The sequence below is a fragment of the Faecalibacterium sp. IP-1-18 genome (assembly GCF_023347355.1).
GTDB lineage: Bacteria > Bacillota > Clostridia > Oscillospirales > Ruminococcaceae > Faecalibacterium > Faecalibacterium prausnitzii.
In genome coordinates, this window is sequence record NZ_CP094472.1 from 1 (window position 1) to 12,553 (window position 12,553).

At 59.5% G+C, this 12,553-nt stretch carries 11 protein-coding genes; 8 read left to right on the top strand and 3 right to left on the bottom strand.

Annotated features, from left to right (window positions below; all coding sequences use genetic code 11):
* The 8 genes from dnaA (at position 1) to MTP43_RS00040 (ending at position 10,342) form a co-directional block, all read left to right on the top strand.
* Complete coding sequence (dnaA, locus tag MTP43_RS00005; RefSeq protein WP_005924255.1) at positions 1 to 1,323, top strand: chromosomal replication initiator protein DnaA; 1,323 nt, start codon at positions 1 to 3, stop codon at positions 1,321 to 1,323.
* 398 nt (positions 1,324 to 1,721) lie between these two features.
* Complete coding sequence (dnaN, locus tag MTP43_RS00010) at positions 1,722 to 2,828, top strand: DNA polymerase III subunit beta (protein WP_005924249.1); 1,107 nt, start codon at positions 1,722 to 1,724, stop codon at positions 2,826 to 2,828.
* Positions 2,829 to 2,840: 12 nt separating this feature from the next.
* The gene (locus MTP43_RS00015; protein ID WP_005924246.1) at positions 2,841 to 3,056 is read left to right on the top strand and encodes an RNA-binding S4 domain-containing protein; all 216 of its coding nucleotides are present in this window, start codon (positions 2,841 to 2,843) and stop codon (positions 3,054 to 3,056) included.
* A complete protein-coding gene (gene recF / locus MTP43_RS00020; protein ID WP_249234945.1) occupies positions 3,057 to 4,178 on the top strand; it encodes a DNA replication/repair protein RecF in 1,122 nt (373 codons plus the stop codon). It abuts the gene before it with no gap.
* Positions 4,179 to 4,267: 89 nt separating this feature from the next.
* A complete protein-coding gene (remB, locus tag MTP43_RS00025) occupies positions 4,268 to 4,525 on the top strand; it encodes an extracellular matrix regulator RemB (protein ID WP_097785149.1) in 258 nt (85 codons plus the stop codon).
* A 220-nt stretch (positions 4,526 to 4,745) separates the two neighbouring features.
* Positions 4,746 to 6,740: a DNA topoisomerase (ATP-hydrolyzing) subunit B gene (gene gyrB / locus MTP43_RS00030; RefSeq protein ID WP_005924236.1), complete on the top strand. Its 1,995-nt coding sequence runs from the start codon at positions 4,746 to 4,748 to the stop codon at positions 6,738 to 6,740.
* 15 nt (positions 6,741 to 6,755) lie between these two features.
* Positions 6,756 to 9,338 (top strand): DNA gyrase subunit A, encoded by a 2,583-nt coding sequence (gyrA, locus tag MTP43_RS00035; protein WP_249234946.1) that lies wholly within the window; start codon positions 6,756 to 6,758, stop codon positions 9,336 to 9,338.
* 422 nt (positions 9,339 to 9,760) lie between these two features.
* Positions 9,761 to 10,342 (top strand): manganese efflux pump MntP, encoded by a 582-nt coding sequence (locus MTP43_RS00040; RefSeq protein WP_249234947.1) that lies wholly within the window; start codon positions 9,761 to 9,763, stop codon positions 10,340 to 10,342.
* A gap of 206 nt (positions 10,343 to 10,548) precedes the next feature.
* On the opposite strand, the gene MTP43_RS00045 is transcribed toward MTP43_RS00040, so the two are convergent.
* From MTP43_RS00045 to MTP43_RS00055, 3 genes are read right to left on the bottom strand one after another with little or no spacing between them, the layout of a single operon-like run.
* Complete coding sequence (locus MTP43_RS00045; protein WP_117527212.1) at positions 10,549 to 11,235, bottom strand: GntR family transcriptional regulator; 687 nt, start codon at positions 11,233 to 11,235, stop codon at positions 10,549 to 10,551.
* A gap of 1 nt (position 11,236) precedes the next feature.
* Entirely contained in the window at positions 11,237 to 11,932 is a 696-nt protein-coding gene (locus MTP43_RS00050; RefSeq protein WP_249234948.1) for an RluA family pseudouridine synthase, read from the bottom strand.
* Positions 11,929 to 12,483: an NUDIX domain-containing protein gene (locus MTP43_RS00055; protein WP_113991702.1), complete on the bottom strand. Its 555-nt coding sequence runs from the start codon at positions 12,481 to 12,483 to the stop codon at positions 11,929 to 11,931. Before MTP43_RS00055 ends, MTP43_RS00050 begins: the two co-directional genes overlap by 4 nt.
* Between the last annotated feature and the right edge of the window lie 70 nt (positions 12,484 to 12,553).

Consider the following 12,553-nt stretch of genomic DNA (forward strand, 5'->3'; position numbering starts at 1 on the left):
ATGGATTCTTTCAAGGACGTTTTAGAAGCGGCCCAGATGTACTGCAAGGCGCAGATGGCCGAGCCAACGTACAATCTTTATATCGACGGGTTGGAGCCCATCAGCTTTGAGGACTCCAGCCATATCACCCTGTCGGTGCGCAACGATTTTATCTGCAAGATCGTCACCGACCGGTACCTTGGCCTGCTCAAAGAGGCCTTCAAGTCCGTGCTGGGCTTTGATGTGGACATCACCCTTGTGGTGCCCAGCACCCCGCCCCACGAGGTAGTGCTGGCCCAGCAGTACGAGGCAAACCCCGCCTCCCCGCAGGGCAACTACGAGTTCACCTTTGAAAACTTCATCAAGGGGCCGTCCAACCAGTTTGCGTTTGCTGCTGCGCAGGCTGTGGCGGCAAACCCCTCCGGGGCCTATAACCCCCTGTTCATCTACGGCGGCTCCGGCCTTGGCAAGACCCATCTGCTGACCGCCATTCAGACCGAGATCAAGCGCACCCACCCCGATTTCGTCATCATGTATGTCACCTGTGAGCAGTTCACCAACGAGCTGATCGCCGCCATCCGCGCCGGCAGCACCGAGGACTTCCGCATGAAGTACCGTGTAGCAGACCTGCTGCTGGTGGACGATATCCAGTTCATCGCGGGCAAGGAGTCCACACAGGAAGAATTCTTCCACACCTTCAACTCCCTGCACGACGCCCACAAGCAGATCGTCATCGCCTCCGATCGCCCCGCCAAGGAGATCAAGAGCCTGGAAGAGCGTCTGCGCACCCGCTTTGAGTGGGGTCTGACCGCCGATGTGCAGCCGCCGGATTTTGAGACCCGGGTTGCCATCGTGAAGCGCAAAGCAGAGCTGTTGCATCTGGACCTGCCCGAGGACGTGGCAGAGTTCATTGCCAACCACCTGAAAAACAACATCCGTCAGCTGGAGGGCGCAGTGAAAAAGCTGAACGCCTATTATATGCTGGAGGGCATCCAGCCGGTGATCAGCGTGGCGCAGAACGCCATCAAGGATATCCTCAACGAGACCCAGCCGGTACCGGTGACCATCGAAAAGATCATTGGCGAGGTGTCCCGCACCTTCAACGTGTCCCCTGCCGACATTCGGGGCACCAAGCGCAACGCCAACGTGGCTTCCGCCCGGCGCGTTGCCATCTATATCCTGCGGGAGGTCACCGGCATGAGCATGGAGGAGATCGGGCGGGAATTTTCCGGCCGCGACCACTCCACCATCGTCTACTCCCTCAAGACCATGGAACGGGACATGAAGAACGACCAGCATCTGCGGGAGACCGTGAGCGATATCATCAAAAACGTGAAGGCCTAAACCGGGGAAAACCGAGCAAAAGTCATACTCATTTCAGGGTGTGACCCCAAAATATGGGGAGAAAACGGAACAAAAGGGGGAAAATAAGCCTATATCTTGTGGCAAAAAGGCGAAGCTTTCCACACTTTCCACTTAGTTTTCAACATTTAACATCAGTTCTTCACATCGGCTGTGGAAAGAAACACCGTTCCCCACCTTTCAACATTTCCTTCACGAGCCTTCCACAATCCGGTGGAAAGCCAAAGCCCCGCATCCCGGCAAGACATTTCCGGGTTTTCAACATCTTCCCCACCCCCTACTACGGTTACTACAACAAGTTCAATATATTACTGCCTTCCGGCAGCAGCCCAAAGAGCAGGGATCAAGCCGGAAGTGTGAAAAAAAGGAGAGATACTGTTTTGAACATCGTCTGCGATAAAACACTGCTCAGTGCAGCCATCGACGGCGTTTCCAAAGCTGTCACCATGCGCTCGTCCATCCCGGTGCTGGAGGGCATTCTGCTGAAGGCCGAAGGCTTTCAGCTCACCCTGACCGGCTACGATCTGGAAATGGGCATCGTGACCACCATCGAAGCCAACATCAAAGAACCCGGTGAGATCGTGCTGAATGCAAAACTGCTCAGCAGCATGATCAGCCGGATGCCGGCAGGTCAGATCAGCATCGTGGCGGCGGATAACGGCAAGACCACCATCCAGAGCGGCGTAGCACAATTCGAGATCCAGTCTATGCCGGCTACCGATTTCCCGGATCTGCCCAACACCGGCGCGGAGCAGACCCTGACCATCAAGACCGGCGTGCTGCGGGACATGATCGACCGCACCCTGTATGCCGTCAGTCAGGACGAGAAAAAACCCGCCCACACCGGCGAACTGTTCGAGATCGAGCTGGACAAGCTGACCATAGTGGCGCTGGACGGCTATCGTCTTGCCATCGTGGAGCGCCCCATCACTGCCGTGAAGGATATCCGCATCATCGTGCCCAGCAAGACCATGACCGAGGTGTCCCATCTGCTGGCCAACGATGACGAGGAGGATGTGCACATCAGTGCCAACCGCCGCTATGTGGTGTTCACCACCGCCGGTTACACCATCATGAGCCGCCTGATCGAGGGCGAGTTCCTGAATTACCGCAACGTCATCCCCGCCGGAAGCCGCACCCGTGTGACCATCGATACCAAGGACTTTATCTCCACCATCGAGCGTGCCTCTCTGATTATTACAGAGCGTTTAAAAAATCCCCTTCGCATCTCCTTTACAGAGGGTAAAGTTGTGGTGCGCTGCCAGACCAACCTCGGCCGCGTGGTGGACGAGTTCAGCGCCGCCTGCGAGGGCGACGAGGTAGAGATCGGCTTCAATAACCGCTATCTGCTGGATGCGCTGCGCAACGCCCGCACCGAGCAGGTGCGCATGGAGATCAGCGGCCCGTTGAGCCCGGTGAAGGTGCTGCCGGTAGAGGGCAACGACTTTTTGTATCTGGTACTGCCGGTACGGTTTAAAAACGACTAAGGAGCGCGTTTTATGCAGAAGATTCTCATTCATACCGAGTTTATCAAGCTGGATGCCCTGCTCAAATTTGCCGGTCTGTGCGAGACCGGCGGCGAAGCCAAGGAGCTGGTGCAGGGCGGTGCTGTGAAGGTGAACGGCGAGGTGTGCACCATGCGGGGCAAAAAGTGCCGCGCCGGAGACGTTATCGAGCTGGACGGTCAGAGCGTAGAGATCGGGCAGGGTCAGTAAATGCGTCTGCTTTCGCTGGAAGTACAGAACTATCGCAATATTTGTGCGGCACGGCTGGAGCCCGGGCGGGAGCTTACCGTCATCTGCGGCAACAACGGCCAAGGCAAGACGAACCTTTTAGAGGCTATCTGGCTGCTGACCGGCGGCAAAAGCTTCCGGGGCGGCAAGGACGCCGAACTTGTGCGCCGGGGAGAAGCATTCGCGGTGCTGGAAGCCGACACCCAGCGGGATAGGCCGGAGGGCTGCGAGCCCGCTGAGCCTGCCCACATCCGCATGACCGTGGGCACCCCGGAGGCCGCAAAGCCCGGGCGCTATGCGGCGGTGAACGGCGCAGCGCCCAAGCGGGCGGCGGCACTGGCAGGCAGCTTTCCGGCGGTGGTGTTCGACCCCGGCCACCTGAGCCTTGTCAAGGGGGCACCGGAAGGGCGGCGCAAATTTCTGGACGCTGCGCTGTGTCAGCTGTACCCCGGGTATCTGGCCAGCTACCGCCGCTATGTGCGGGTTTTGCAGCAAAAAAATGCGCTGCTGCGCCACTCTGCAACCGGGCAGGAGCGCCCCTATGCGGAAAAGCGCACCCTGCTGGAGGTACTCAACACCGAACTTGCCGCGCAGGGCGAAGCTTTGCAGCAGCGGCGGCGGGAGTATCTGAAACTGCTGGCTCCCCGCGCCTGTGCCAACTACGCGGAGCTTTCCCACGGGGCAGAACGGATGAGCATCCGCTATGCCGCCCAGTTTGCGCCGGGCGGGCTTGCCGACCTGCTGCGTCAGCGGCAGGAGGAGGAACTGCGCGCCGGGCAGAGCCTGTGCGGCATCCACCGCGAGGACTTGGAGCTGCTGCTGGACGACCAGCCTGCCCGGGTGTATGCCAGTCAGGGACAGCAGCGCAGCGTGGTGCTGAGCCTGAAAATGGCCGAAGCCGCGGCGGCGGCGCAGATCACCGGGGAGCACCCGGTACTGCTGCTGGATGATGTGCTGAGCGAGCTGGACGAGGGGCGCAAGCAGTATCTGCTCACCTGCATGAAGGAGAAGCAGACCTTTGTGACCAGCTGCGATGACACGGACTTTTTAAAGACCGACGGCGAGGTGTACCGCATGGACGGCGGAGTGCTGAACCGGGTCTGACAGCATGGAAAAATGTTGTAAATTGTATTGCATAAAAAGCACATTTCCATGGACTTTATGCAAACAAAAGACACGGGAGAAAATACAGTATGTATATTCATCTGGGGCGGGACTATGTTCTGAACGACCGTGACATCATTGGCATCTTTGATCTGGAGACCACCACCATCTCCCCCCGGGGGCGGGAGTTTTTGAACTACGCCCAGAAGAATGGGGCGGTGGTCAGCCTTTCGGACGAGCTGCCCCAGTGCTATGTGCTGGCAGACGGAGGGCTGGTGGATGCGGTGTATCTTTCGGAGTTGTCCAGCGCCGCCATGCGCCGCAGAGCGCAAAAGATGGTGGAGTGAAATTTGCGGAAAAACGGGCGGAAGATCCACAGAAAAAAGAGGGATGGGAAAGCCCCGGAACTGCCCGGAAAGCCGCACCGTGCCAGCCGGAACGCCCGCTGCGGGCAGCGCGTGAAAACATAACAAAACAGCGAGAAAAAAGTACACCATGGTGTACCGGTTCCCGCTTTGCTATAATTTGAAAAAACAAACGCAAAAATGAACAAAAGGGAGAAAGGATATGGCAGAAGAAATCATTACCAGTACAAATGCCGATACCGTAACCGACCACGAGTATAACGCCAGCGAGATCCAGGTGCTGAAGGGTCTGGAGGCGGTGCGCAAGCGCCCGGGTATGTATATCGGCTCCACCGGTGAGCGCGGTCTGCATCATCTGGTGTACGAGATCGTGGACAACGCCATTGACGAGGCTCTGGCGGGTTACTGCGACCACATCGAGGTCAAGATCCTGAAGGATAACATCATTCAGGTCACCGATAACGGACGCGGCATCCCCGTGGACATTCAGGCCGACACCGGTCTGCCCGCCGTCACCGTGGTGTACACCATCCTGCACGCCGGCGGCAAGTTCGGCGGCGAAAATTCCGGCTACAAGGTGGCCGGCGGCCTGCACGGCGTGGGCGCTTCGGTGGTCAACGCCTGCTCCGAGTGGCTTACCGTCAACGTGCGCCGCGATGGCAAGGAGTACGAGCAGACCTTCCGGCGCGGCGACCCGGACGGCGACCTCAAGTGCATCGGCACGGTAGCCGAGGGCGTCACCGGCACCCGGGTCACCTTCAAACCCGACCCGGAAATGTTCAAGGACACCACCGTCTACGACTTCGACACGCTGGAAAAGCGCCTGCGGGAGGAAAGCTTCCTGAACGCCGGTGTCAAGATCACCCTGACCGATGAGCGCCAGCTGTACACCCCCGTGCTGGAGGATGGGCAGGAGGGCGACCCCTGCTACCGCTCCGAGGTCATGTGCTACGAGGGCGGCATCAAGAGCTTTGTCACCTATCTGGGCGAAAAGCGCAAGCTGGAAGTGCTGCACCCCAACGTTATTTACCTCAAGGGACAGACCGACCGCGGCGTGGCAGAGATCGCCTTGCAGTACAATTCCAGCTACAACGAGCTGCTTTTGAGCTTTGCCAACAACGTCAACACCCCGGACGGCGGCACCCATGAAGAGGGCTTCAAAGCCAGCCTGACCCGCGTGTTCAACGACTACGGCCGCAGCCACGGCCTGCTGAAGGACAAGGACGAGAACCTGTCCGGCGCAGACGTGCGCGAGGGTCTGATCTGCGTCATCTCGGTCAAGCTGCAGGAGGCCGAATTTGAAGGCCAGACCAAGGCAAAGCTGGGCAATACCGAAATTCGTACCCTCGTTTCCAACATGGTCTACTCCAAGCTGATGGAGTTCTTTGAGGAGAACCCCGGCGTGGCAAAGGCCATTTTTGAAAAAGCCACACAGGCCGCCCGCGCCCGCGCCGCCGCCAAAAAGGCCCGCGAACTGGTGCGCCGCAAGAGCGCGCTGGAAACCAGCCGGATGCCCGGCAAGCTGGCCGACTGCCGCGAAAAAGACCCCAGCCGCACCGAAATCTTCATCGTCGAGGGCGATTCTGCAGGCGGCTCTGCCAAGATGGGACGCGACTCTGCCATTCAGGCCATCCTGCCGCTGTGGGGCAAGATGCTGAACGTGGAAAAGGCCCGCGCCGATAAAATTTACGGCAACGACAAACTGATGCCGGTGGTGCTGGCACTAGGCTGCGGCATCGGTGACGAGTTCGATATCTCCAAGCTGCGGTACGACAAGGTGTTCATCATGGCCGATGCGGACGTGGACGGCTCCCACATCTGCACCCTGATGCTGACCTTCTTCTTCCGCTATATGCGCCCCCTCATCGAGCAGGGGCATGTGTATGTGGCACAGCCGCCCCTGTTCAAGGTGCAGAAGGGCAACACCATCAAGTACGCCTACAACGACGCGGAAATGGCCATCCTCTCGCAGGAGATGCCCGGCGCAAAGGTGAACCGCTATAAGGGCCTTGGTGAGATGAACCCCGAACAGCTGTGGGAGACCACCATGAACCCGGACAACCGGGTCATCGTGCAGATCACCATCGAGGATGCCGAAAAGGCTGACGAAGCCTTTACCATCCTGATGGGCGATCAGGTGGAGCCCCGCCGCCGCTTTATCGAGACCAACGCCCAGTACGCAAAGCTGGACGTGTAAGACACGGAGGAACAAATGGAAGAAGATTATGTGATGATACCGGGCAGCGGAACCAAAAAGATCATCCGCGACGTCAAAAAGGAGATCGAAACGGCCTTCCTGGATTATTCCATGTCGGTCATCGTGTCCCGCGCCCTGCCCGATGTGCGGGACGGCTTGAAGCCCGTCCACCGCCGCATCCTGTACACCATGCATGAGCGCGGCAACGACCCCAGCCATGCATACCGCAAATCTGCCGATACCGTTGGTGCGGTGCTGGGCTCTTACCACCCCCACGGCGACGCATCGGTCTACGACGCCATGGTACGTCTGGCACAGGACTTCTCGCTGCGCTATCCGCTGGTGGATGGTCAGGGTAACTTTGGTTCTGTGGACGGCGACCCCCCGGCTGCTTACCGTTACACCGAGGCCCGCATGAGCCGCATGGCGGTGGAGATGCTGACCGATATCGAGAAGGACACCATCGACTGGGACCCCAACTTTGACGAGACCAAAAAGGAGCCCAGCGTGCTGCCCTGCCGCTTCCCGAACCTGCTGGTCAACGGAAGTCAGGGCATCGCAGTCGGTATGGCCACCAACATCCCGCCCCACAACCTGAGCGAGGTCATTGACGGCTGCATCGCCTATATCGATGACCCGGAGATCGACCTGCCCGGCCTGATGGAGCACATCAAGGGACCGGACTTCCCCACTGCCGGCATCATCATGGGCCGCAGCGGCATCCGCGCCGCCTACGCCACCGGACGCGGCAAGATCACCCTGCGCGGCCGCGCCACCATTGAGGAGACCAAGAACGGCCGCACCCAGATCATCATTACCGAGATCCCCTATATGGTCAACAAGGCGCGTCTGATCGAGCACATGGCAGACCTTGTCAAGGAAAAGCGCATCGAGGGCATCACCGGCCTGAACGATGAGACCAACCGCAAGGGTATGCGCATCGTGGTGGATATCCGCAAGGACGCCAATGCACAGGTCATCCTGAACCAGCTGTACCAGTACACTCAGCTGCAGGACACCGTGGGCGTTATCATGCTGGCCATCGACCATAAGGTGCCCAAGGTGCTCACCCTGAAGCAGATGCTGCAGAAGTATGTGGAGTTTCAGGACGAGGTGGTGCGCCGCCGCACCCAGTACGACCTGAAAAAGGCCAAGGAACGCGCCCACATTCTGGAAGGTCTGAAGAAGGCTACCGACATCGTGGACGAGCTGATCGCCACCATCCGCGCCTGCAAGGGCGGCATGGCAGAAGCCAAAGCTGCCATCATGGAGCAGTTCGGCTTTGACGACCCGCAGGCAGACGCCATCGTCAAGCTGCAGCTGGGCCGTCTGGCCGGTCTGGAGATCTTGAAGATCGAGGAAGAGCTGGCAAGCCTGCAGGCCAAGATCGAGGACTGGGAAGCTATTCTGGCCGATGACGCCCGGGTGCTTGCCATCGTCAAGGATGAGCTGCTGGACATGAAGAAGCGCTTCGGCGACGAGCGCCGCACCGAGATCCAGTCCGTGACCGGTGAGGTGGATATTGAGGATCTGATCGCCGAGGAGCAGTGCGTCTACACCCTGACCGAGGCCGGTTATATCAAGCGTCAGCTCAAGGCCACCTATCAGGCACAGCGCCGCGGCGGACGCGGCATCTCCGGCATGACCCGCAAGGAAGAGGACATCGTGCAGGAGATGTTCGTAGGCTCCACCCACGACTATGTGCTCTTTGTCACTGACCGTGGCCGTCTGTTCCGCATCAAGGGCTACACCATCGCCGAGGGCAGCCGCACCAGCAAGGGCATGAATATCGTCAACCTGCTGCAGCTGGCGGAGGGCGAAAAGGTCACCAACATGATCTGCCAGAGCAAGGATGCTGAGCAGTCGGGCGGCTATGTGACCATGGTCACAAAGCAGGGCCTGATCAAGCGCACCCCGCTGGAACAGTACGCCAACATCCGCAAGAGCGGCCTGATCGGCATTGCCCTGAATGAGGGCGATGCGCTGGCTTGGACCCGCCTGACCTCCGGCCACGATATGCTCATCGTTGCCACCCGCAACGGTCAGGCCATCCGCTTCAACGAGGAGGATGCCCGCCCGATGGGTCGTAACGGCCACGGCGTGCGCGCCATCCGTCTGGCAGAGGGCGATGAAGTTGTCGGCGTGTGCATCTGCCGCGAGGGCGGCACGGTGCTGACCGTGACCGAGAACGGCAAGGGACGCCGCTCCGATATCGACACCTACCGCATCACCGCCCGCGGCGGCAAGGGCATCCGCAACTACGATGTGAGCCGCGACAAGGTAGCCGCCGTGAAGATCGTGGACGATGTGGATGACGTGCTGCTGAGCAGTCAGGAGGGCATCATTATCCGCCTGCACGCCAACGAGATCCCGCTGCAGAGCCGCTACGGCTCCGGCGTGCGGGTGATGCGTCTGGGCGAGAACGACAAGGTGATGGTGCTGGCACGCACCGACCACGACGACGAAGCACAGACCGAGAAGATCGACGCTTCTGAAGCCGATGCCGAGCCCACCGCCGAGCAGCTGGCCGAGATGGAAGCCGCCGATGCTGCCGCCGCCACCGAAGCCCCGGAGGCAGACCCCGAAGAGAAGGAATAAGGGACGGTTTTCCTCTACGACCCCTCTTGTGAAAATGGGTTTCAGGAAAGTCCGCAGACTTTCCTGAAACCCGAAATTATCAATAATTCTTCCGCTATTGATGTGCAGAGCGCAGCGGAGCACATTTAAAATCGTTTCACCGTCAGGTTTGTCTGGACTTCCCCTTAAAACTGTGCTAGAATAAACGAAATCACAATACCCGTGGGGGAGTAGCAGGCGCTTTGCAGAGCGCAGCAAGTCAACACAATGACCGCTTTCCGGTCTGGCTTGCTTTCATTTGCGAGACTCATGTGTTTTGGTGCGCGTTTGCTGCGCCCGTGCACATGGAGTGGATCTCAAAAAATCACCCGGTTCCGGACGTACAACGCGCCCGGGGCCGGGTTTTGTTTTGGTTTATGGTCAACAAACAGGAGGCAGACTGAATGGAATGGAGTTTTGTATTTTTTCTCAACAGCGTTTTGCTGGGCGTGGGACTTGCGATGGATGCGTTTTCGGTGTCCATGGCAAACGGCCTGCACGACCCTAAAATGAACAAGGGCGCCATGGGCAAAATTGCGGGCACTTTCGGCATTTTTCAGGCCGCAATGCCTATGATCGGCTGGGTGTGCGTGCATACCATCGTGGAGCTGTTTGCGTCCTTTGAGACCCTGATCCCGTGGATCGCGCTGGCACTGCTGGGCTACATCGGCGGCAAGATGCTGGCGGACGGCATCCGGGGCGAGGAAGCCGAGGAGGCGGCGCAGCTCAGCGCCGGGGCGCTGTTCATGCAAGGCATTGCCACCAGCATCGACGCCCTTTCGGTGGGTTTCACCATCTCGGAATACGGCTGGTTGATGGCACTTACCGCCGCCATCATCATTGCGGTGGTCACCTTCATCCTCTGCATGGCAGGCTTGCGCATCGGCAAAAAGTTCGGCACACAGCTTTCCGGCAAGGCCAATATTCTGGGCGGTGTCATCCTCATTGGCATCGGGCTGGAAATTTTCATCACCGGAGTGTTCTGAATATCAAAAGCCCGGAGCGTCTGCGGACACTCCGGGCTTTTGCCTGTGATGGATACCCCTTTATAATTACTTCCGTGAAAAAGCGAAATGGGAAAATCCGCAGATTTTCCCATTTCGCAAATAAAAAATAATTTTTCCGCTGAAGATGCCCAAAGCAGCGCGGAGGGCATTTTAAATCGTCTTTGTTCCCCGTGGAACAATTTGACTTATTTCACGTTTTCCGGCTCGAAAAAGTCGGCGTATTCCTTGGTCAGCTTGCTGCCAAGGCGGCGGATGCCGCCGTACAGGTGGCGCTCCACCAGCGGCTCAAAGGCGGCAAGGTCGCACCGCTCGATGGCGTTCAGCAGGTTGCGGTGGTCGGCAATCACCTCGTCCAGCCCGCCGGTGGTCATGGTGTCCAGCATACGGAACCGGCTGTAATCGGCGTGGGCATTCTGTAAGGTGCTCCACAGGTACATCTTGTCCATGGCGGCAAACCATGTTTCGTGCAGGCGGCAGTCCATCTCGTACAGCTTGTTGAAGTCCGGGTTCTCGGCGCGGGCCAGCGCTTCGTAGGCGTCCACCCGCGCACGGATCTGCGCCCGCTGCGCCGGGGTGGCGTTGGGGGCAAAGTCCCGCAGAATGCGTCCCTCCACGGCGGTGCGCTCGTAGATCAGCTCGTCCACGATGCGCCGGTTCAGCCGGGTGACGGTGGTGCCCTTGTAGGGCACGATGCGCACCAGCCCGTTTTCCTGCAATTTTTGCAGCACCACCCGGATCAGGGAGCGCGGCGCACCGAACCGGGCGCACAGCGGGTTCTCGCTCAGCGAAGAGCCGGGACGGATGGTCAGGTCGATGATCTCCCGTTCCAGCACGGCGTAAATTTCGGCATCAGTCTTGTATTGCTGTTCCATATCACTCACCTAATTCCAAAAACTCCTTCCACGGTGCGGCGGCGGGCAGGGGCAGAGAAAAGGCCATGGGCTTACCGGTGTCCGGGTGCACAAAGCGCAGGCCGCAGCTTTGCAGGGCAATGCTGCCCTTCTGACGGCTGCCGTATTTGCCATCGCCGTACAGCGGGTGCCTGCGGGAAGCAAACTGCACCCGGATCTGATGGGTGCGCCCGGTGTGCAGGATGATCTCGGCAAGGCTGCTCTCCCCTGCCGTGGCAAGGATGCGGTATTCCAGCACCGCTTCCCGCACCCCCTTGCGGGGACGGCTGACCGGGAACACCCTGCCCTTGCGGCTGTCCTTGAACAGGTAATCCCGCAGCACCCCGGCGGCAGGAAGCTGCGCGTCCGGCACACCGGCGAGGACCGCGCGGTACTGCTTGACGAACTGCGGTGCGGTGGATTTGCCCTCGGCGCGGCCATCCTGCACGGCGTAGGCGTCCTGACTTTGGGTCACCTGACGGCTCAGTGCGGCGGCAGCTGCCGGGGTGCGGGCATAGACCATCAACCCGGACACACCGGTGTCCAACCGGTGCACCACCCCCACAAAGGCATCAGGTGCGTTCCAGTGCGCCCGCAGCGCGGCGGGCACGCCCTCCTCGCTGGAAAGCCCGGCGGGCTTGTCCAGCACCACAAGGGCGGCGTCCTCGTATAAGATCACAGCTTGCCCTCGGCCAGCAGAGCCTTCAGCTTCAGGATGCCCGCAATGGTCTTGCCGTCCTTGATCTCGCCGCTCATGACCATCTGATACGCCTTTTCCAGCGGCACCCGGTCGGGGGTCAGGAACTCGTCCGCATCAAGGTGCATCTTGGTCTCGTGCAGACCGGTGGCTACCCAAGTATAGATGACCTCGGTATCGTAGCCCACGGTGGGGTAGAATTCGCCCAGCGAGATGTAGTTGTCAGCGGTCAGGCCGCACTCCTCTTCCAGTTCCCGCTTGGCGGCTGCAAAGGGGTCCTCGCCCTTTTCCAGCTTACCGGCGGGCAGCTCCCACAGCTGCTGCTGCATGGCATAGCGGAACTGCCGCACCATGCAGATGGTGCCGTCTGCAAAATAAGGCAGGATGCAGGCACCGCCGTGGTGATGCACCACCTCGCGGGTAGCGGTCTTGCCGTTTTCCAGCAGCGCGGTGTCCTTGGTCAGGGTAATGACCCGCCCCTCGAACAGGGTCTCGCTGGAGAGAGTTTTTTCAAAGTGTACGGTATCGTTCATTTGTTTTACGCCCCTTTTCCGGCGCTGCGCCGGTTTTATGCTCTCAGTTTACGGCAAAGTGCGGTTTGTT